This window comes from Methylovirgula ligni, from assembly GCF_004135935.1.
Classification (GTDB): domain Bacteria; phylum Pseudomonadota; class Alphaproteobacteria; order Rhizobiales; family Beijerinckiaceae; genus Methylovirgula; species Methylovirgula ligni.
Window position 1 is genome coordinate 2,959,152 of record NZ_CP025086.1, and the last position, 19,416, is coordinate 2,978,567.

19 protein-coding genes are annotated in these 19,416 nt (G+C 62.7%); 7 read left to right on the top strand and 12 right to left on the bottom strand.

Annotated elements, in window-relative coordinates:
* Window positions 1–7: 7 nt before the first annotated feature.
* From CWB41_RS14285 to CWB41_RS14295, 3 genes are all read right to left on the bottom strand, one after another.
* Window positions 8–1,378, bottom strand: a complete 1,371-nt coding sequence (locus tag CWB41_RS14285; protein ID WP_115836303.1) for a pyruvate dehydrogenase complex E1 component subunit beta — start codon at window positions 1,376–1,378, stop codon at window positions 8–10.
* A 3-nt stretch (window positions 1,379–1,381) separates the two neighbouring features.
* A complete protein-coding gene (pdhA, locus tag CWB41_RS14290) occupies window positions 1,382–2,434 on the bottom strand; it encodes a pyruvate dehydrogenase (acetyl-transferring) E1 component subunit alpha (RefSeq protein WP_115836302.1) in 1,053 nt (350 codons plus the stop codon).
* A gap of 166 nt (window positions 2,435–2,600) precedes the next feature.
* Window positions 2,601–2,948: an FtsB family cell division protein gene (locus CWB41_RS14295; RefSeq protein ID WP_115836301.1), complete on the bottom strand. Its 348-nt coding sequence runs from the start codon at window positions 2,946–2,948 to the stop codon at window positions 2,601–2,603.
* A 148-nt stretch (window positions 2,949–3,096) separates the two neighbouring features.
* Here CWB41_RS14295 and CWB41_RS14300 point away from each other — a divergent pair, with 148 nt between their 5' ends.
* Window positions 3,097–5,076 carry a putative bifunctional diguanylate cyclase/phosphodiesterase gene (locus CWB41_RS14300; protein WP_129396513.1) on the top strand — a complete coding sequence of 660 codons (1,980 nt, stop codon included), beginning with the start codon at window positions 3,097–3,099 and terminating at the stop codon, window positions 5,074–5,076.
* On the opposite strand, the gene eno is transcribed toward CWB41_RS14300, so the two are convergent.
* The 4 genes from eno to CWB41_RS14320 all read right to left on the bottom strand — a co-directional run bounded on the left by eno (window position 5,073) and on the right by CWB41_RS14320 (window position 8,867).
* The gene (eno, locus tag CWB41_RS14305; protein ID WP_115836299.1) at window positions 5,073–6,359 is read right to left on the bottom strand and encodes a phosphopyruvate hydratase; all 1,287 of its coding nucleotides are present in this window, start codon (window positions 6,357–6,359) and stop codon (window positions 5,073–5,075) included. The two genes, CWB41_RS14300 and eno, sit on opposite strands and share 4 nt — an antisense overlap.
* A gap of 122 nt (window positions 6,360–6,481) precedes the next feature.
* Window positions 6,482–7,507, bottom strand: a complete 1,026-nt coding sequence (locus CWB41_RS14310; protein ID WP_115836298.1) for an aldo/keto reductase — start codon at window positions 7,505–7,507, stop codon at window positions 6,482–6,484.
* Window positions 7,508–7,534: 27 nt separating this feature from the next.
* Window positions 7,535–7,915, bottom strand: a complete 381-nt coding sequence (locus CWB41_RS14315; protein WP_115836297.1) for a tautomerase family protein — start codon at window positions 7,913–7,915, stop codon at window positions 7,535–7,537.
* A 25-nt stretch (window positions 7,916–7,940) separates the two neighbouring features.
* Window positions 7,941–8,867 carry a ketopantoate reductase family protein gene (locus CWB41_RS14320; protein WP_115836296.1) on the bottom strand — a complete coding sequence of 309 codons (927 nt, stop codon included), beginning with the start codon at window positions 8,865–8,867 and terminating at the stop codon, window positions 7,941–7,943.
* A 132-nt stretch (window positions 8,868–8,999) separates the two neighbouring features.
* Here CWB41_RS14320 and CWB41_RS14325 point away from each other — a divergent pair, with 132 nt between their 5' ends.
* Window positions 9,000–9,437, top strand: coding sequence for a MarR family winged helix-turn-helix transcriptional regulator (locus tag CWB41_RS14325; RefSeq protein ID WP_115836295.1), 438 nt, complete (start codon window positions 9,000–9,002; stop codon window positions 9,435–9,437).
* A 42-nt stretch (window positions 9,438–9,479) separates the two neighbouring features.
* A complete protein-coding gene (gene queF, locus CWB41_RS14330; RefSeq protein WP_115836294.1) occupies window positions 9,480–9,941 on the top strand; it encodes a preQ(1) synthase in 462 nt (153 codons plus the stop codon).
* A 4-nt stretch (window positions 9,942–9,945) separates the two neighbouring features.
* Here the strand turns inward: queF and CWB41_RS14335 are convergent, their stop codons facing one another.
* The 5 genes from CWB41_RS14335 to tpiA form a co-directional block, all read right to left on the bottom strand.
* Window positions 9,946–10,272: a hypothetical protein gene (locus CWB41_RS14335; RefSeq protein WP_115836293.1), complete on the bottom strand. Its 327-nt coding sequence runs from the start codon at window positions 10,270–10,272 to the stop codon at window positions 9,946–9,948.
* Window positions 10,273–10,454: 182 nt separating this feature from the next.
* Complete coding sequence (locus CWB41_RS14340) at window positions 10,455–12,083, bottom strand: CTP synthase (protein ID WP_115836292.1); 1,629 nt, start codon at window positions 12,081–12,083, stop codon at window positions 10,455–10,457.
* Between the two features lie 73 nt (window positions 12,084–12,156).
* On the bottom strand, window positions 12,157–12,471 hold the full coding sequence (locus tag CWB41_RS14345; protein ID WP_115836291.1) for an HdeA/HdeB family chaperone: 315 nt from the start codon (window positions 12,469–12,471) through the stop codon (window positions 12,157–12,159).
* On the bottom strand, window positions 12,468–12,854 hold the full coding sequence (gene secG / locus CWB41_RS14350; protein ID WP_115836290.1) for a preprotein translocase subunit SecG: 387 nt from the start codon (window positions 12,852–12,854) through the stop codon (window positions 12,468–12,470). The genes CWB41_RS14345 and secG overlap by 4 nt, the downstream gene beginning before the upstream one ends.
* A gap of 142 nt (window positions 12,855–12,996) precedes the next feature.
* Window positions 12,997–13,761 (bottom strand): triose-phosphate isomerase, encoded by a 765-nt coding sequence (gene tpiA / locus CWB41_RS14355; RefSeq protein WP_115836289.1) that lies wholly within the window; start codon window positions 13,759–13,761, stop codon window positions 12,997–12,999.
* 279 nt (window positions 13,762–14,040) lie between these two features.
* Between tpiA and CWB41_RS14360 the strand changes: the two genes are divergently transcribed.
* The 4 genes from CWB41_RS14360 (at window position 14,041) to CWB41_RS14375 (ending at window position 19,362) form a co-directional block, all read left to right on the top strand.
* Complete coding sequence (locus CWB41_RS14360; protein WP_115836288.1) at window positions 14,041–15,966, top strand: peptidylprolyl isomerase; 1,926 nt, start codon at window positions 14,041–14,043, stop codon at window positions 15,964–15,966.
* Window positions 15,967–15,970: 4 nt separating this feature from the next.
* Entirely contained in the window at window positions 15,971–17,488 is a 1,518-nt protein-coding gene (gene trpE / locus CWB41_RS14365; protein WP_115836287.1) for an anthranilate synthase component I, read from the top strand.
* A gap of 139 nt (window positions 17,489–17,627) precedes the next feature.
* Window positions 17,628–18,632, top strand: a complete 1,005-nt coding sequence (locus CWB41_RS14370) for an aldo/keto reductase (protein WP_115836286.1) — start codon at window positions 17,628–17,630, stop codon at window positions 18,630–18,632.
* A gap of 130 nt (window positions 18,633–18,762) precedes the next feature.
* A complete protein-coding gene (locus tag CWB41_RS14375) occupies window positions 18,763–19,362 on the top strand; it encodes an anthranilate synthase component II (protein WP_115836285.1) in 600 nt (199 codons plus the stop codon).
* The last annotated feature ends 54 nt before the right edge of the window (window positions 19,363–19,416 follow it).

A 19,416-nucleotide genomic window follows, 5' to 3' on the forward strand; every position in this document is an offset into this window, starting at 1 on the left:
CGCGATCCTAACGATAGCAGACGGCTTTGGCCGCCGCGACGACCTCGGCGACATTCGGCAAGGCCAGCTTTTCGAGATTGGCGGCGTAGGGCATGGGCACGTCGCGGCCGGTGATCCGCAGCACTGGCGCATCGAGATAATCGAAGGCGCCTTCCATGATCCGCGCCGAAATCTCCGAGCCGACGCCGCTTTGCGGCCAGCCTTCCTCGATCGTGACGGCGCGGCCGGTCTTGCGCACCGAGGCCAGCACCGTTTCGATATCGAGCGGCCGGATGGTGCGCAGATCAATTACCTCCGCCTCGATGCCCTCGCCTGCCAGCGTCTCGGCCGCTTGCAACGTATAGATCATGCCGATGCCGAAGGAGACGAGCGTCACGTCCTTGCCGGGCCGCGCGATCTTCGCGACGCCAATCGGCACAAGAATGTCTTCGCCCTCCGGCACTTCGAAACTATGGCCGTAAAGGATTTCGTTTTCGAGGAAGATCACCGGGTTCGGATCGCGGATGGCGCTCTTCAGCAGACCCTTCGCATCGGCGGCGCTGTAAGGCACCACAACCTTCAGCCCCGGCACATGCGAATACCAGGCGGCGTAATCCTGGCTGTGCTGGGCGGCGACGCGGGCGGCGGCGCCATTCGGACCGCGGAAGACGATGGGACATTCCATCTGCCCGCCGGACATGTAATGCGTCTTCGCAGCGGAGTTGATGATCTGGTCGATCGCCTGCATGGCGAAATTGAAGGTCATAAATTCGACGATGGGCTTCAGCCCCGCCATGGCCGCGCCGACGCCAATGCCGGCGAAGGCATGTTCGGTGATCGGCGTATCGACGACCCGCCTGGCGCCGAATTCCTCAAGCAATCCTTGGGTGATCTTGTAGGCGCCCTGATATTCGGCGACCTCCTCGCCCATGACGAAGACGCTAGGGTCGCGGCGCATCTCCTCCGCCATCGCGTCGCGCAACGCTTCGCGCACGGTCATCTTGACGGTCTTCACGTCCGCGGCGGGTTCGACCTCCTGCGGAACAGGTTGAACGGCGACGGCCGGGGGCGCTTCAGCGATAAAAGCCGCGGGCGCGTCGGCCTCTCTCGGCACAGCTGAAGGCGTTGGCCTTGGCGCTGCGCCATCAAAAGTCTCGCCCTCGGCAACGATCACCGCGATCGGCGAATTGACCGCAACATTCTCGGTACCTTCCGGGACGATGATCTTGGCCAGCGTGCCCTCGTCGACCGCCTCGACCTCCATCGTCGCCTTGTCCGTCTCGATCTCGGCGAGAATATCGCCCGCGCGGACGGAATCGCCTTCCTTTTTCAGCCATTTGGCGAGCTTCCCCTGCTCCATCGTCGGAGACAGGGCCGGCATCAGAATGTCGACGGACATGCGCTATTTCCAAACGTCGGTGTAAAGCTCGGCGGGATCGGGTTCAGGATCGTGGGTGGCGAAATCCGCCGCCTCGGCGATCAGAGCGCGCACTTCGGCATCGATGTCCTTCAACGCGGCCTCGCTCGCCTGATACGTGTTGAGCAGGCGGTCGCGGGACTGCTCGATCGGATCGCTCTCGGTGCGCATTTTCTGCACTTCTTCCTTCGTCCGGTATTTAGCGGGGTCGGACATGGAATGGCCGCGATAACGATAGGTCAGCATTTCGAGAATGATCGGGCCGTTGCCGTCGCGGCACCATTGCGCGGCTTGCGCTGCGGCCGCGGCGACGGCACGCACATCCATGCCGTCGACCTGTTCGCCCGGAATATTGAAGGAGAGACCGCGTTTGGAAAAATCCGTCATCGCCGAGGCGCGCTTGACCGAAGTACCCATCGCATAGCGATTGTTCTCGATCACATAGACGACAGGCAGCTTCCACAGCTCCGCCATGTTGAAGCTCTCGTAGACCTGGCCCTGGTTGGCGGCGCCATCGCCGAAATAGGTGAAGCTGACATTGCCGCTGCCATTGTATTGATTGGCGAAGGCGAGGCCGGTCCCAAGCGGGACCTGCGCGCCAACGATGCCGTGCCCACCGTAAAAGTGATGTTCTTTCGAGAACATATGCATCGAGCCGCCCTTGCCTTTGGAAATCCCGTGGGCACGGCCGGTCAATTCGGCCATCACGGCTTTCGGCGGGATGCTGCAGGCGAGCATATGGGCGTGGTCGCGATAGCCGGTGATAGTCTGGTCGCCCGGCTTGATGGCGCGGGTCATGCCGACGATGACGGCTTCCTGTCCGATATAGAGGTGGCAGAAACCGCCGATGAGGCCCATGCCGTACATCTGGCCGGCCTTTTCCTCGAAACGGCGGATCAGCAGCATCTCGCGATAAGCGGCGAGTTCGTCGTCCAAGGTGAATTGTGCCAGCACCGCATTGGGAAGGCTGACGTGGCTCAGGCCGGCCGGGTCCGCCGCAGCCGAGCCGTTTCCCTGGCTCCCGGATGTCGCCGCCATCGTGTCTCCTCTGGTAGGTTGGGGAAGCAAAGATCGCGCCTTGGCGCCAGCGTGCGTTCTGTTGGTTTTGCGCGCCCCTTCTACTCCAACGACGCGCCTAAATCTATCGAGCAAAAGTGCAAATCCGGGCACGAAGATGCGCGCCGCCGATGGCTTCTGTCTGGATTCAGGGCGTCGCGGAGGCTGGCGGAGCGTCAGCGTTGGGCTTGAGGAAAACGATAAGATCGTCCTTGTCGACACGGCCGAGCCGGGCACGCGCCTCCTCATCGAGCATATCCCGATCGATGGCCCGGCCGCTCAAGAGCGCGATGCGCCGTTCCCACGCCCGCCGCTCTTTTTCTTTCTCATCAACTTGTGTCTGCAAGCTTTTGATTTGAAGCTCATAATTTGCATTGGCGTGCAGACCGCGTTCGTCATTGACGGCATGCCAAAGGAAATAGCTGCCGGCGGCACCGGACAGGCAATAAAGCGCGAGCGGAAAGAGAATAGCCCGAAGGCGACGGCGAACGACCATTTCTTCAGCTTCGCCGATCAGGGTTAGCAGCCGATTAACTCACAGAGGGCAAGAGTGCGCAAAATTGCGCAACGCCTTTGTAACCGTCTCTTCAACCCTGGCGCGTAGAGTTGGCGAGAACCGGCCCGGCTCAAACAGCGAGTTTTGTGTGGCAGCCGATATTTTGCGCGACAGCAATTGCACCACCGGATCGGTCGAGTTCGACAAACCGGCCGGCGCCGCGCCGCTCGCAGCGGTCGAAATTCACCGCTCCGGCGCCGCGATCCGCGCCCAATTGCTGCAGCAATTGCAGAAGGAAATCCTCGAAGCCATAGCGACCGGCTGGCCCTTGGCGCGCATCATCGTGTTGCTGTGCCAGCGTGCCGAAACACTCTCGCCCAACGCTATTTGCTCAGTGCTGAGGGTGGATGCAGAGGCAAATTGCCTGCTTCCGCTGGCCGGCCCGAGTCTTCCGGATGAAATTGTGAAATTGACCTCACACGTTGCCATAGCGCCCAACACCGGCTCTTGCGGCACGGCCGCTTATCGCGGCGAGCCGGTCGAAGTGACGGATATCGCCTCCGATCCGCTTTGGAAGGACTATAAAGACCTGTTCCTGCCTCACGGTCTGCGAGCCTGCTGGTCCAGTCCGATCAAGGGCCGCGACGGCAAGGTCCTGGGTACGTTCGCCTTCTATTACCGCGAACCGCGCGGGCCGGACATGCTCGATCGCCAGATCGTCGCGGCCTGCATCAATCTCTGTGCGATCGCCCTCGAACATGACCGCGCCCAATCGCGCATCCTGAAGCTCGCCTATCGCGATCAGCAGACGGACCTGCCGAACCGCGCAGCCTTTCAACAGCGCGCCTGCGAAATTCTCGAAAAGCTGCCCGCGTCCGGCGGGAAAAGCCTCGCTGTGCACTATATCGATCTCGACGATTTCAAGGGCGTCAACGACACGCTCGGTCACGCGGTCGGCGATCAATTGCTGAGCGCCGTCGCCGCGCGCCTGCGGACGGTTTGCCAGAACGGTGAATTCGTCGCCCGGCTCGGCGGCGATGAATTCGCGGTTCTGCAATTTCCCGTCGCGAAGCTCAGGGAGATCGAGCGGCTTGCGCAAAAGCTTCTGTCCTGTTTCGCGCGGCCGTTCGAGGTCGAAGAACGCACGATCACCACCTCGGCCAGTATCGGGATCGCGCGGGCACCGACCGATAGCAATGATTTCAGCAATCTTCTGCGCCGTGCCGACGTCGCGCTCTACCGCGCGAAGGGCGCGGGACGCGCCAGATATTGCCTGTTCGACGAAGAAATGGGCCGGCGCATGCTTGCGCGCCGCGCAATGGAAAAGGATCTGCGCCAAGCCCTCGCGCGGGGCGAGATCACGCTGCATTTCCAGCCGATTGTCGATCTCGCGACCGGCAGAACGATTTGCTTCGAAGCGCTCGCGCGCTGGTATGAGCCCTCGCGCGGCCTTGTCCCGCCAAGCGAATTTATCCCGATCGCCGAGGAAATCGGCATCATCGTCGAATTCGGAAATTGGTTCTTGCGCCGGGCCTGCCGCGAAGCCGCGCGCTGGCCCGCCGACATCAGGATCGCGGTGAACCTCTCGCCTCTGCAACTCAGCCGCGCCGACTTCATCCAGCAGGTCGAGGCGGCGCTAGCCGAAAGCGGTCTGCCGCCGGAAAGGCTGGAGCTCGAAATCACCGAGTCGGTGCCTCTGGTCGCCAACCAGGCGATGCGCGAAGTGCTGTGTGCCCTGAAAAGCCGCGGCATCAGCATCGCGCTCGACGATTTCGGCACCGGCTATTCATCGCTGTCCTACCTGCGTTCCTTCCCCTTCGATCGGCTGAAAATCGACCATTCCTTCGTGCGCGAAATTCCCGGACACGGACAGACGATGGCGATCGTCAAGGCGGTGCTCGATCTCGCCCGCAGCGTCAACGTCCGTACAACGGCGGAAGGCATCGAGATCGAGCCGCAACGGATCTGGCTGCAGGCGCAGGGCTGCTCCGAAGGACAGGGCTATCTCTTCAACCGGCCGATGCCGGCCGAGAAGGTTGCGGAGTTTCTCGCCGGGGAATGCACGATCAGCCAGCGGCAGCCGCACGTTGCGACTCCGCCGCGCCTGAAGAAAAGTGCTTCGGCCTAACCCGCCCAGGCCTTGAGTGCGGCACGGCCGGCATAGCGCGCCTGGCCGCCCAGCTCTTCCTCGATACGGATCAATTGGTTGTATTTGGCGAGCCGGTCGGAGCGCGCGAGCGAGCCGGTCTTGATCTGCCCGGCATTGGTCGCGACGGCGAGATCGGCGATGGTCGAATCCTCCGTCTCGCCCGAGCGGTGCGAGATGACGGCGGTATAGCCAGCGCGCTGCGCCAGATCGACCGCGGCGAGCGTTTCCGTCAGCGTGCCGATCTGGTTGACCTTGATGAGGATCGAATTGGCAATGCCTTGCGCGATGCCCTTGCCGAGACGCTCGACATTGGTGACGAAAATATCGTCGCCGACGAGCTGGACCTTCTTGCCGAGAAGATCGGTGAGAATTTTCCAGCCCTCCCAATCTTCTTCCGACGCTCCGTCCTCGATCGTCGCGATCGGATAGGCGCCGGCGAGCTTGGCGAGATATTGCGCCTGCTCTTCGCTGCTGCGGGTCTTGCCCTCACCCTCGTAGCGATAGGCACCGTCACGGAAAAATTCAGTCGCGGCGCAATCGAGGCCGAGGGCGATCTCCTCGCCCGGCTTGAAGCCCGCCTGCTCGATCGCCTTGAGGCAGAAATCGAGTGCCGCTTCCGCCGACGGCAGATCGGGGGCAAAGCCGCCTTCGTCACCGACATTGGTGTTGAGGCCCGCCTTCTTCAGCGCGCTCTTCAAGACCTGGAAGACCTCGGCGCCCCAGCGCACCGCTTCCTTCAGCGACGGCGCGGCGAAGGGCACGATCATGAATTCCTGGAAATCGATCGGATTGTCGGCATGGACGCCGCCGTTGAGGATGTTCATCATCGGCACGGGCAGGACGCGCGCCTGCGTGCCGCCGACGTAACGGAACAGCGGCAGTCCGCTGACATCCGCCGCCGCCTTGGCGACGGCCAGCGAAACGCCGAGGATGGCATTGGCGCCGAGCCGCGACTTGTTCGGCGTGCCGTCGAGCGCAATCAAGGCTTCGTCGATCGCCACCTGATCCTCGGCGTCGAGGCCGGCCAAAGCATCGAAAATATCGCGATCGACGGATTCGACCGCTTTCAGCACGCCTTTGCCGCCGAAGCGCGACTTGTCGCCGTCGCGCAGTTCAACCGCCTCATGCGTGCCGGTGGATGCGCCCGAGGGAACCGCCGCGCGGCCGAAGGAACCATCCTCCAGGGTCACGTCAACTTCGACCGTGGGATTGCCGCGGCTATCCAGAATTTCGCGGCCAGCAATATCGACGATCGCGGTCATAAATTGTCCTTTCGGCGGGTTTCCTCGTTTGGCGCGGTTTCTACGACGAAGCCGCCGCCGAAAAAAGGGGTGATATGGGCGCACCCGCCCAAAGGACGATATGACGCTTTTTGCGAAGGGAATTAGACAGGCGGCGGGTTGCGTTCCGGGAAGCTGCGTTGATGCCAGTAAGGATAGGTCAGCACCCGTTCGCTGGCGGCATCGAGCTTCTTAACCTGTTCCGGGGTGAGCGACCAGCCGACAGCGCCAAGGTTCTGCTTCAACTGCTCCTCGTTGCGGGCGCCGATGATGACGCTCGCGACCGTCGGGCGCTGCAGCAGCCAGTTCAGGGCGATCTGCGGCACGCTTTTGCCTGTCTCCCTCGCGACCTCGTCCAGCGCATCGACCACCTTGTAAAGATATTCGTTATCGACCTGCGGCCCGATGTCGGCGGTCTTGTGCAGCCGGCTTGTTTCCGGCAACGGCTGGCCGCGGCGGATTTTCCCCGTGAGCCGTCCCCAGCCGAGCGGACTCCACACCAAGGCACCGACCTTCTGATCGAGGCCGAGCGGCATCAGTTCCCATTCATATTCGCGGCCGATCAAAGAATAATAGGCCTGGTGCGCGACATGCCGCGGCAGATTGTAACGATCGGCGATGGCCAGCGATTTCATCAGATGCCAGCCGGAGAAATTCGAGCAGCCGATATAGCGGATCTTGCCGGCGCGGATGAAATCGTCGAGCGTCGAGAGCACTTCCTCGATCGGCGTCAGAGCATCGAAGCCGTGCAACTGGAAAAGATCGATGTAATCGGTCTTGAGTCGCTTCAGCGAGCCTTCGATCGCCTGCGTAAGATGAAAGCGCGAGGAGCCGACGTCGTTCGGCCCCTGTCCTGAACGGAACGTGGCTTTGGTCGAGATCAGCACCTGATCGCGGCGGCCCTTGATGGCCTCGCCTAACACCTCCTCCGCCGCGCCGGCGGAATAGATGTCGGCACTGTCAAAAAGCGTCAGGCCGGCATCGAGACAGATGTCGACGAGCCGTGTCGCTTCCTTGACGTCACTCGATCCCCACGCGGCGAAGAACTCGCCCTTGCCGCCGAACGTGCCAGTACCGAAGCTCAGAACCGGAACCTTGAATCCCGAGGCGCCTAGCTGCCGATATTCCATATTCCCCTCGTTAACTTGAGATGCCCTTCACGCATATGGGGCTTCGCCGTTGCCGAATGACCAGTTCTCTTTCTTCACTTCTACGAGATTGATGAAGACGTCTTCGCGCCGCAGGCCGATCTTGTCGTGAAGGCCGTCCGCGATTGCCCTGTAGAAGGCACGCTTTTGCTCGGTGGTACGGCCCTCGTTGAGCGTGATCTGGATGATGAGCGCCTCGGGCGAGCGCGCGATATTGAGATAATTCGGATCGATGAACAGATCTTCCGGCGCATGCTCGGCGAAAATCTGGAAGCGGTCGCCTTCCGGCACGTTGATCGTGGTGCGCATCGCGGCATAAATCACATCGCCGATGGTTTGCTTATAGTCGGCGGGTTTGCCGCGCGGCAGATCGACCCGAACGAGAGGCATTGTGCTTCTCCTATAGTGATTGAAGTCAGGCGCCGCTTTCGCGGGCCCGGCGTACTTCGTAGACCTTGAGATGCGCGTCAGCGATCTGCAAGATGGGAGTCGACAGATCGCCGCGCCGGCGCAGCAGATCGCTGACGATATGATGCGCCTCGGTGCGCTGGCCGCGCTCGATGTCGCGCAGCATCGACGGCTTGAACTCGGAGCCGGCCTCGGACAGCATCTTTTCGCCGAATTGCATGCCCTGAGCGTCCTGCGGAAAATTGTGACGCGCCGCGATCGCCGCGCATTCCTCCAGGAGCGCCGTCCCGTAGCTTTCCGCGCCTGCGGCAACGATGTCGCCGACCTGCGCGCGCAACAGGCTACCGAGGCTCGCGGCCGCGGCGATGAAAACCCATTTGTTCCACATTTCCGCAAGGATATGGTCGCTCAGCCGGGCATCGAAGTCGCTACGGCCGAGGGTCTCGGCCACGGCTTCGACGCTCGCGGTGTTTGTTCCGTCTTGTTCGCCGAAGCTGATCGCATGGAAGCTGCTGAGGTGATGCACGCGGCCATCGTCATCGAGCGTCGCAGAAATCTTGCTCCATCCGCCAAGCACATGCTCGGCGCCGAAATGCGAGGCCAGAATGTCGAGATGCAGCAGGCCGTTCAGCACCGGCAGGATCATTGTTTCCGGGCCAACCGCGGGCGCGAAGGACTTGATCGCATCGGTGAGATCGAAGGCCTTGCAGCTCAGAAGAATGAGATCGTAATGGCTCGCGATCTTGTCGGCGGTCACCGTCGGCGGATTGGCAATCTGCAAGCCACCCTTGAGGCTGACGATCTCAAGGCCGCGCGCGGCAAGCTGCGCGGCCCGGCGCGGCCGGACGAGAAAAGTGACATCCCGGCCTGCCGCCAGAAGCCGCCCGCCGAAATAGCCACCGAGCGCGCCGGCACCGATTACAAGAATCCGCATCCATTCCCCTCCAAAAGCGCCTCCTTTAAGCATTTTTGGCCGGCTGGCGCTAACGGGTCACGATCAATATCCGTTGACAAGCGTGCATATGCTCTTATGTCGAATCCGCCGAAACTTTTTTGAGGATTTGACATGCCGCCCGACAGCGACGTGGCGAGCCTGTGCAATTGCCTGGCGGTGCGTCAGGCTGCCCGCCGGGTCACCCAATTTTATGACAGGTACCTCGCGTCGTCGGCGTTGCGGACGACGCAATTCTCGATCCTGAGCTGGCTCAGCCGCGCCGGGCCGATGAGCATCCATGCCCTGGCCCAAGCGATGGTGATGGACCGCACGACGCTCGGCCGCAATATCCTGCCGCTCGAGCGCGAGGGGCTGATCGCTATCCGTCAAAGCGCCGAGGACCGGCGCAGCAAGCTGTTGCATGTCACGCCCGACGGGTCGGCGCGGCTGAAGCAAGCCAATGCCGGATGGAAACAGGCTCAGAGCGCTTTCGAGGGGGCTTTCGGCGTCGAGCGCGCCGCCTCGCTACGGGCCGTCCTGCACGAGGTCGCGGCCCTCGATCTGGATTAACGCGGGCGTGGCAGAGCCGCAGCGCGCGCGCTATAAGCCCGCATGAGCAAAAAACCCATTGCCGCGCCATTGCTCGGCCGTCAGGCCGCCCTGCCCGCTTCCCCCGATGAAGCCAAGCTCGACCGCGTGCCGAACCCACATCCGGACGCGGATTACATCGCCCGTTTCACGGCGCCGGAATTCACCTCGCTCTGCCCGGTGACGGGCCAGCCGGATTTTGCCCATCTCGTCATCGATTACGTGCCGGATCGCTGGCTCGTCGAATCGAAGTCGCTGAAGCTTTATCTCGGCGCTTTCCGCAATCACGGCGCCTTCCACGAGGATTGCACGATCCGGGTCGGCAAAGACCTGATCGCGCTGCTCAAGCCGCGCTGGCTGCGCATCGGCGGCTATTTCTATCCGCGCGGCGGCATTCCCATCGATGTCTTCTGGCAGAGCGGCAAGGTGCCGGCGGGCGTCTGGGTGCCCGATCAGGGAGTCGCGCCCTATCGCGGGCGCGGATAGAACTTCAGCGTCCGGAGAACGGCGGGTCCCATTCGCTGTCCATCAGCGCCTTCAGCGTATTGCGATTGCCCAACTCCGTTCCGGGCGCGACATAGAAATATCCCGGCGCATAAACGCCGCCAGCGTAATAAGGCGCAGGCCCTGGATAATAGCCGGGCGGCGGAGGCGGTGGCGCGTAGTACGGACCGCCCGCATAGTAATGATGATGATAATGATGGACCACATGCACGTAATGATGATGGACGTGCGTGTGTGTCGTTGTCGCCGCTTGCGACGGCGTCCAGGCGAAAGCCAGCGCCGATGCGGCCAGGGCAGACAAAAAGAGTTTCATCAAATCACCTTTCGTCAACGACGCGGTTCGATTTCAACTTATCACATGTAGGCGCGCGGGGCCGCAAAACCCAGCAATAAGCGTCCGGCGGCCCCTCGAAGCGCGAAAACTCGCACGGTAAGGTTTCCAAAGCTTTGATTTCCATCATGCTTGTCCGGCTTGGGCGCCGGTAATAAGCAGGCTCAGACCAATCGGCTCTGCTCGACCGCGGCGGCAACAAAGCTCGCAAACAGCGGGTGCGGCTGGAACGGCCGCGACTTCAGCTCGGGATGATATTGCACGCCGATGAACCAGGGATGGTTCTCGAGCTCGATCGTCTCGGGCAGCAGCCCGTCCGGCGACAGGCCGGCGAAGATCACCCCCTTGTCCTGGAGCTGATCGCGATAGGTCATGTTGACCTCGTAGCGATGACGGTGGCGCTCGGAAATTTCAGCTTCGCCGTAGATCCCGGCGATCTTCGATCCCGGCCGCAGAAAGGCCGGATAGGCGCCAAGCCGCATCGTGCCGCCGAGGTCGCCTTCGGCCGCGCGCATCTGCAATTCATTGCCGCGCATCCATTCGGTCATCAGGCCAACGACCGGCTGGCTCGTCGGGCCGAATTCGGTTGAATTGGCGTCTGCGATACCGGCAAGCGAGCGCGCCGCCTCGATCACCGCCATCTGCATCCCGAAGCAGATGCCGAAATAAGGCACCTTGCGCTCGCGAGCGAAGCGCGCGGCGAGAATCTTGCCCTCGGCGCCGCGATGGCCGAAGCCGCCGGGCACGAGAATGCCATCGACGCCTTCCAGCCGCTGCGCCGGGTCCGAGCCTTCGAACACCTCCGATTCGATCCAGTCGAGCTGGACCTTGACGCGATTGGCCATGCCGCCGTGGGCGAGCGCCTCGATGAGCGACTTATAGGCGTCCTTCATGCCCGTATATTTGCCGACGATGGCGATCGTCACTTCGCCTTCGGTATTATGGGTGCGCGCTGTCACGGCGTTCCAGCGGCTCATGTCGGGCTTCGGCACCGGCTCGATGCCGAACGCCGCCAGAACCTCCTGGTCGAGCCCCGCCGCGTGATAGGCGGCCGGCACATCGTAGACCGAGGCGACATCTCTCGCCTCGATCACCGCGCTTTCGCGGACATTGCAAAAAAGACCGATCTTGCGGCGCTCCTCGCGCGGAATCTCGCGATCCGTGCGGCAGAGAATGATCTGCGGCTGGATGCCGATCGAGCGCAGCTCCTTCACCGAATGCTGGGTCGGCTTGGTCTTCAGTTCCCCGGCGCTCGGAATATAGGGCATCAGCGTCAGGTGGACGTAGATCGCGTGCTGGCGCGGCAGATCGTTGCCGAGCTGGCGGATCGCCTCGAGAAACGGCAGCCCTTCGATGTCGCCGACCGTGCCGCCGATCTCGACCAGCACGAAATCGACGCCCTCGTTGCCGCGCAGAACGAATTCCTTGATCTCGTTGGTAACGTGCGGGATCACCTGAACCGTCGCGCCGAGATAATCGCCGCGCCGCTCCTTGGTGATGATCTCCTGATAGATGCGCCCGGTCGTGATGTTGTCGTCACGCACCGCCGCGCGGCCGGTGAATCGCTCGTAATGTCCGAGATCGAGGTCGGTCTCCGCCCCGTCATCGGTGACAAAGACTTCGCCGTGCTGATAGGGGGACATCGTCCCCGGATCGACATTGAGGTAGGGATCGAGCTTACGAAGCCTGACCGTATAGCCGCGTGCTTGTAGCAAAGCCCCGAGGGCCGCCGACGCAAGCCCCTTGCCCAGGGAAGAGACCACGCCGCCGGTGATGAAAATGTACCGCGCCATGGGTCTCGGTGATTATCCGGTTTTGTGCCGTTTGGGGAGCTTTTTTATAGCCCGTCCACACAGAAGCTGAAGTTTACTCGTGACCGAACAGACTTTCCGCCGCGGCGCCGACTGTCGTTTCGGGATGGGCCGCGCAAAAAGCCTTTAGTTTGGCGGCGTTCGCCCTGAGTGCGTCAAGGTCGATCACCGCAGGCGCATCCGTATCCTGATAATAGCCATCGAGCCAGGCGAGTGTGGTTTCGACGTCAGCCCCGTTCGCGTTGAGGAAATCCTGACAGGATTCGGAGTCCAGATTGATCGCCGCCGCGCCGGCGCTGGAAAGCCCGGCGCCGAGCCAGATCGCGGCCAGCAATGCGCTCCAGAGAGGCGCTTGCGGCGCGCCAGTCATTGCGACCGCGGCGGCTCCGGCTGCGCCGGCGGTCCGGGCGGCTGCGGATGCTCTTGCAGATCCTGCTGCTGTTTCTTGAGCTGCTGCAGCAGCGTCCCCTGCCCGGCGGGCGCGCCCGGCGCGGCAGCAGGTGCCACGGCGCCCTCGAAGATCGATTTGCTCGGGCGGTTGGCATTGGCGAGCAGCGTCAGCGTGAGGCTGGTGACGAAAAACAGGGCTCCGAGAATGGCGGTAGCGCGCGTCAGAACATTCGCCTGGCCGCGTCCGGTCATGAATCCGCCGCCGCCGATGCCCAGAGCGCCACCCTCCGAGCGCTGCAGAAGCACAGTCGCGATCAGCGCGAGCACAATCATAATGTGAATGACGATCAAAACCGTTTGCATTGTCGCAAGTGACCTCTCGGGGCGCCGCCCAATCCTATTTTGCCCGCTCTTATACCGTGGCGCTTCCTCTGGCTAGAGCAGGATGCGCCTATTCGCGGCCCGGCGCTGGGGCCTTGCCTGGAACGGCCACGTAATCAGTCAGTTAATGCTGGCTGACGGCCTTGGCAATGGCGAGGAATTCGGCCGCCTTCAGGCTGGCGCCGCCGACCAGGGCGCCGTTGACGTCGGGCGAACGCAGAAGCTCCGCCGCATTGCCGGGCTTGACCGAGCCGCCATAGAGCAGCCGCACGACCTCGCCGTCCGTCAGCAAGGTCTTGAGCCGCTGGCGCAGGAAGCCGTGCATCGCGACGACATCCCGCGGCGACGGCGTGACGCCTGTGCCGATCGCCCAGACAGGCTCATAGGCGACGGCCAGCCGCCCGGCCGCAGCCTGCTCCGGTGGCAGGGATTGTTCGAGCTGTGCGGCGACGCGCGCCTCGGCCTGCCCCGCCGTCCGCTCGGCCTCGGTCTCGCCGACGCAGAGAATCACCTTGAGGCCGGCGCGCAAGGCCGCCGCAGCTTTGGCGGCAACCCGGGCATCGCTCTCGCCATGATCGATCCGACGTTCCGAATGGCCGACGATAACGTAGGATGCGCCAGCATCCTTGAGCATTTCCGCGGAAATATCGCCCGTGTGGGCGCCATAGGCGTCGGGAGAGCAGTCCTGCCCGCCGATAGCGACCGGCGTGCCGGCGCAAAGCTGTGCCGCCGCAGCAAGCAAGGTGGCGGGCGGACAGACAAGGATTTCCGCCCCCGCCACGGCGCCCGCGGCAACGGCATCGCGAATCGCCGCGACCTGCGCGAGATCGGCGCGCAACCCGTTCATTTTCCAGTTTCCGGCCACCAGCGGCGTCAATCTGTTCGCCATTCCGCTCCGCCCCGCGTTTGATCCCGATCTAGCACTGGCACCCGCCGCCGCAAAATCCGGGGAATTGACCGGGGCGCGCAATCGGATTTAGCGCGCATTGCCAGCCCGTGGCCGCCTCCCTATAGTCCGGCCCCCGATCGACCTAGCGCGTTTTCACGCGAAGTGGATACCGGTTCGCACCATGAAAACGCGCTCATTCAAATAATGAGACCGTTTTCGGACGGAAAACCGGTTTCCACTTTTCCTGAAAGCGGTCTCTCCTCCGGAGATTCATAGAATATGCTTGATGCTTTGCGTGCCTCCAGCCAGACCTGGATTGGCCGGATCATTATGGCCGTGGTGATATCTTTTCTGATCATCGCCTTCGGCTTCTGGGGCATCGCCGATATTTTCCGCGGTTTCGGCGCCAATACTCTGGCGCGAGTCGGTTCGGCCGAAATCACGCCGGACGAGTTCCGCAACACCTATCAGACGCAATTGCTGCGCATGCAGGAACAGCAGCGGCGGGCGATCAGCGCCGACGAGGCGCATGAACGCGGGATCGATCGCCAGGTTCTCGCCCGGCTGCTCAGCGATTCGGCGCTGAACCAAGAAGCGCACCGGCTGGGGCTGGCACTCTCCGACAACGTTCTCGCCCAGCAGATCATGCAGGATGACGCGTTCAAAGGCGCCAACGGCCAATTCAGCCAGCAGGTTTTCGAGCAACGGCTACAGGATAATGGCCTGACCGAGCGAGGCTATCTCGCGGATACGCGGGCCGGCGCTCTGCGCGACCAGATCGTCTCGGCCCTGACCGACGGGCTGACCCCGCCCCGCGCCCTGCTTGAGATCATCAACCGCTATTACAACGAGCAGCGCAGCATCGACTACGTCATTCTGCCGAAGACGGCCGCGGGCAGCTTTTCCGCGCCGACCGATGCCATGCTCAAAAGCTATTTTGAGGCCCATCGCGAGCTTTATCGCCAGCCAGAATATCGCAAGATCAGCCTGCTCGTCCTGACAGCCGAAGCGTTGGCGCAAATCCAATCGGCACAGAACCCGATCACCGACGCGGAGATCGAGAAAAGCTATGAGGCGGTGAAGGATCATCGCTATACGCAGCCAGAAAAACGGGAAATTCAGCAGATCGTATTCCCGGATGAAAAATCGGCCGATGCAGCAGCCGCCAAACTGGCAGGCGGCGAAACTTTTGCGGCCCTGATCGCCGAGCGCAAGCTGACGCCGAAGGACACAGATCTCGGCACCGTCACCGAAGCGGGCCTCGCCGACAAGGCCGCCGCCGCGGCGGCTTTCGCCATCCCCTCGGGCGGCGTCACGAAACCGGTGCAAACCCAGTTCGGCTGGGCGATTCTGCATGCCGTGCAGACCGCCCCCAAGGTCGTCATTCCGTTGGTCGCAATAAAAGGCGAGATCGCTCGTGACCTCGCCATCGCGCGGGCGCAAAAAGACCTCGGCAATATTCACGACAAGATCGAAGACGAACGCGCCGCCGGCAAATCCATTGCCGATGCCGCCAAGGCGCTGGGTCTTTCGGCGCAAACCATCGATGCGATCGACGCACAAGGAAACGACAAGGCCGGCAAGGCCATTTCCGGCCTTGGCGATCCGCAGGCTGTGCTGAAGGCCGTGTTCGCCTCCGATATCGGCGTGGACAACGATCCGGTCCAGACCAAGGATGGCGGCGCCATCTGGTTCGACGTGCTCAATATCGATCCGGCGCGCAATCAGACGTTCGACGAGGTCAAGGCGCGCGTCACGCGAGACTGGGTCGCCGATCAGACCGCCCAGCGTCTGGTCGACAAGTCTGTCGATCTGGCCAAGAAGCTCGACGCTGGCGCGACGCTGGCCGCGATCGCGACATCGGACGGCAATCTGCCGGTGAAGCATATCGATAAGATCACGCGCCTCGATTCCAAAGGCCTCTCCCGCGATCTGCTCGATCAGGTCTTCAACCGCGCCATCGGAAAAGCTGGATCGGCCGGGACGCAGGATGGCGGACGCATCGTGTTCAAGGTCACGAACGGCGTCGTGCCCCCCATTAGCGCCTCGACGTTCAACTTCGGCAGCGTCACCGATCAGATGAAGACGGCGCTCAACGACGACATGACGGCGCAATTTGTCTCGCAGCTCGAAACCCGGCTCGGCACGCGGATCAATCCGCAGATTTGGCAATCCGTTTCCGGCGCGCCGGCGGATCAGCAGTGACGGCATGATTACGCCCGCCTTCGACACCTTCGCCGCACGCTACGAATCGGGCGCGCCGGTGCTGCTTTCGAGCCGCCTTGTCGGCGATCTCGAAACGCCCGTGGCGGCCTTTATGAAATTGTCCGCCGGTCGCAACGGCCGCCTGTTTTTGCTCGAATCCGTCGAAGGCGGCGGCGCACGCGGCCGCTATTCGATGATCGGCCTCGATCCCGATGTCGTCTGGCGCTGTCAGGGCGATCGCGCCGAGATCAATCGCACCGCCCTGACCGATCTTGCCGCTTTCACGCCCTGCGAAGCAGCGCCGCTCGATGCTTTGCGCGCGCTGATCGCCGAATCGCGGATCGATGCGCCGGAAGGTCTGCCGCCGATGGCGGCGGGCATTTTCGGCTATCTCGGCTACGACATGGTGCGGCAGATGGAGCGTCTGGCGCCGGCCAAGCCCGATCCGATCGGCGTGCCGGACGCGATCATGCTGCGCCCGACAATCATGGTCGTCTTCGACAGCGTGACCGATGAGATTTTCGTCGTGACGCCGGTGCGCCCCGCGCCGAATGTCAGCGCCAAGTCTGCCTATGAAAAAGGGCTGGAGCGGATCGAAGCCATCGTCGCGACGCTCGAAGCGCCGCTGCCGCGCGGCGCTGGCGACCTCGACGCCGATGCGCAGGCGATAAGCCCTATGTCGAATACGTCCGAGGCGCGCTTTCACGAAATGGTCGATAGGGCGAAGGATTACATCCGCGCCGGCGACATTTTTCAGGTCGTGCTGTCGCAGCGTTTCACTGCGCCTTTCGCCCTGCCCGCCTTCGCACTGTATCGGGCGCTGCGCCGCGTGAATCCGGCGCCCTTCCTCTGCTATCTCGATTTCGGCAGTTTCCAGATCGTCTGTTCGAGCCCCGAGATTCTGGTGCGCGCCCGCGACGGCAAGGTGACGATCCGTCCCATCGCCGGCACACGCTGGCGCGGCAAGAATGCCGTCGAGGACGCGCTGCTCGCCGCCGATCTCCTCGCCGACGAGAAGGAGCGCGCCGAACATCTGATGCTGCTCGATCTCGGGCGCAACGATGTCGGCCGCGTCGCGAAAATCGGCAGCGTCGCGGTGACCGAAAAATTCGTTATCGAGCGGTACAGCCATGTGATGCACATCGTCTCGAATGTCGAAGGCGAGCTTGACGCCTCGCATGACGTGATCGACGCGCTTTGCGCCGGCTTTCCGGCGGGCACCGTCTCCGGTGCGCCGAAGGTGCGGGCGATGGAGATCATCGACGAATTGGAAACGGACAAGCGCGGCATCTATGCCGGCGCCATCGGCTATTTCGGCGCCAATGGCGACATGGACACCTGCATCATCCTGCGCACCTCGGTGGTGAAGGACGGCAAGATGCATGTGCAGGCAGGCGCGGGCGTCGTCTATGATTCCGATGCCGCCTATGAACAGCGCGAGACGGTCAACAAGGCGCAGGCTTTGTTCCGTGCGGCGGAAGAAGCCGTGCGCTTTGCCGCGCGGACGAAACGCGGGCAGTAAAGTCTCCGCAAAATGATAAAATTGCGCGGAAAAAAGCCGCCGCATGTTTGATCTTGCGCATTCCTGACGCTCACGCTCGAAAATAGAGTTTCGTTTCCAATATGAAGGCTCGGGGACGCCATCGCAGCGAGGATCAGCCATGACTCAGCTTGAAACACTCACCATTCCCGGCACGCAGCTCAAGCCGACGCGGGTCGCGCTCGGCACTTGGGCAATCGGCGGCTGGATGTGGGGCGGCAGCGACGACGCGGATTCGATCCGCACCATTCAGAACGCCGTCGATCGCGGCATCAACATCATCGACACCGCGCCGGTCTATGGCTTCGGCCATTCGGAGGAAATCGTCGGCCGCGCGCTGGCCGAGGGCGGACGGCGGCAGAAAACCATCATCGCCACCAAGGTCGCGCTGGATTGGAAGGACGGCAAGATATTCCGCAATGCCAGCAAGGCGCGGATCGAAAAGGAGATCGAAGACTCGCTGCGCCGGCTCCAGACCGACGTGATCGACATCTATCAGGTGCATTGGCCGGATACGGCGACGCCCATCGCCGAGACCGCCGAGACGCTCGGCAAATTGTTCAAGGCCGGGAAAATCCGCGCCATCGGCGTCAGCAATTTCAGCGTCGCGCAGATGGAAGCGTTCCGCGCCGTCGCGCCGCTGCATACGGTCCAGCCGCCGCATAATCTCTTCGAGCGCGGCGCCGAGAAGGACGTGCTGCCCTATGCCGCCAAGAACGACATCGCGACGCTCGCCTATGGCCCGCTCTGCCGTGGCCTGCTGACCGGCAAGATCAACGCGGATTCGACCTTCGGCGGCGATGATCTGCGCCGCAACGATCCCAAGTTCAAGCCGCCGCGCCTCGCGCAATATCTCGCCGCCGTCGCCGCGCTCGACGCCTTCGCCAAGAAGAACTACGGCAAGACGGTGCTCGACCTTGCGGTGCGCTGGGTGCTCGACCGTCAGCCGCTCAGCATCGCGCTCTGGGGCGCGCGCAAGCCCAGCCAGCTTGATCCGGTTACGGAAATCTCCGGCTGGAAGCTCGATGCGGCGGCGCTTGCCGAGATCGACAAGATTCTGGCGGATAACATTCACGACCCGGTCGGGCCCGAATTCATGGCTCCGCCGGTGCGGCAGGCGGCCTAGCCGTCATTGCGAGCGAAGCGAAGCAATCCAGGGGCAGAGACTGGATTGCTTCGTCGCTGACGCTCCTCGCAATGACACTGGCGCCATTTTGGCTTGACCTTGCCCGCCGCGCGGCTCAATAGGTTTTCCCATGCCTGCCGTTACCCTGATCGACAATTACGACAGCTTCACCTTCAATCTGGTGCATTACCTCGGTGAATTGGGCGCCGAGGTGAAAGTGCATCGCAATGACAAGGTGAGCGTTGCCGATGTCATCGCCGCGCGGCCGGACGCGATCGTGCTCTCGCCCGGCCCCTGCACGCCGCATGAGGCCGGCATCTGTCTCGACCTCATTCGCGCGGCGAGCGGCGAGATTCCGATCTTCGGTGTCTGCCTCGGCCATCAGGCGATCGGCGAAGTCTTCGGCGGCGAGGTGGTGCGCGCGCCGATCCCCGTCCATGGCAAGATGTCGGACATCAGCCATAAGGCCGAGACGATCTTCCGCGGCATCAACGGCCCGTTCCGCGCGACGCGCTATCATTCGCTCGTCGTCAAGCGCGAGACGCTGCCGGATGAATTGAAGGTCACCGCCGAAACGGACGGGCTGGTGATGGGCCTTTCGCACAAATCCCGGCCGGTGCATGGCGTGCAATTCCATCCCGAAAGCATCGAATCCGAGCACGGCCATCGCATCCTCGCCAATTTCCTCGAACTGGCGCGGGAATGGAACGCGGCGCGCGGCGCTGTCTGATCTGGTCTACGAAATGCTACGCTGAGGCCGCCTCTCCCGCCGCATAAAGGCCGC

Excerpts from the sequence above, each read along its gene's own strand:
- CWB41_RS14285 (WP_115836303.1), bottom strand. The coding sequence starts at position 1,378 with ATGTCCGTCGACATTCTGATGCCGGCCCTGTCTCCGACGATGGAGCAG.
- pdhA (WP_115836302.1), bottom strand. The coding sequence starts at position 2,434 with ATGGCGGCGACATCCGGGAGCCAGGGAAACGGCTCGGCTGCGGCGGAC.
- CWB41_RS14295 (WP_115836301.1), bottom strand. The coding sequence starts at position 2,948 with ATGGTCGTTCGCCGTCGCCTTCGGGCTATTCTCTTTCCGCTCGCGCTT.
- eno (WP_115836299.1), bottom strand. The coding sequence starts at position 6,359 with ATGACCGCGATCGTCGATATTGCTGGCCGCGAAATTCTGGATAGCCGC.
- CWB41_RS14310 (WP_115836298.1), bottom strand. The coding sequence starts at position 7,507 with ATGGAATATCGGCAGCTAGGCGCCTCGGGATTCAAGGTTCCGGTTCTG.
- CWB41_RS14315 (WP_115836297.1), bottom strand. The coding sequence starts at position 7,915 with ATGCCTCTCGTTCGGGTCGATCTGCCGCGCGGCAAACCCGCCGACTAT.
- CWB41_RS14320 (WP_115836296.1), bottom strand. The coding sequence starts at position 8,867 with ATGCGGATTCTTGTAATCGGTGCCGGCGCGCTCGGTGGCTATTTCGGC.
- CWB41_RS14325 (WP_115836295.1), top strand. The coding sequence starts at position 9,000 with ATGCCGCCCGACAGCGACGTGGCGAGCCTGTGCAATTGCCTGGCGGTG.
- queF (WP_115836294.1), top strand. The coding sequence starts at position 9,480 with ATGAGCAAAAAACCCATTGCCGCGCCATTGCTCGGCCGTCAGGCCGCC.
- CWB41_RS14335 (WP_115836293.1), bottom strand. The coding sequence starts at position 10,272 with ATGAAACTCTTTTTGTCTGCCCTGGCCGCATCGGCGCTGGCTTTCGCC.
- CWB41_RS14340 (WP_115836292.1), bottom strand. The coding sequence starts at position 12,083 with ATGGCGCGGTACATTTTCATCACCGGCGGCGTGGTCTCTTCCCTGGGC.
- CWB41_RS14345 (WP_115836291.1), bottom strand. The coding sequence starts at position 12,471 with ATGACTGGCGCGCCGCAAGCGCCTCTCTGGAGCGCATTGCTGGCCGCG.
- secG (WP_115836290.1), bottom strand. The coding sequence starts at position 12,854 with ATGCAAACGGTTTTGATCGTCATTCACATTATGATTGTGCTCGCGCTG.
- tpiA (WP_115836289.1), bottom strand. The coding sequence starts at position 13,761 with ATGGCGAACAGATTGACGCCGCTGGTGGCCGGAAACTGGAAAATGAAC.
- CWB41_RS14360 (WP_115836288.1), top strand. The coding sequence starts at position 14,041 with ATGCTTGATGCTTTGCGTGCCTCCAGCCAGACCTGGATTGGCCGGATC.
- trpE (WP_115836287.1), top strand. The coding sequence starts at position 15,971 with ATGATTACGCCCGCCTTCGACACCTTCGCCGCACGCTACGAATCGGGC.
- CWB41_RS14370 (WP_115836286.1), top strand. The coding sequence starts at position 17,628 with ATGACTCAGCTTGAAACACTCACCATTCCCGGCACGCAGCTCAAGCCG.
- CWB41_RS14375 (WP_115836285.1), top strand. The coding sequence starts at position 18,763 with ATGCCTGCCGTTACCCTGATCGACAATTACGACAGCTTCACCTTCAAT.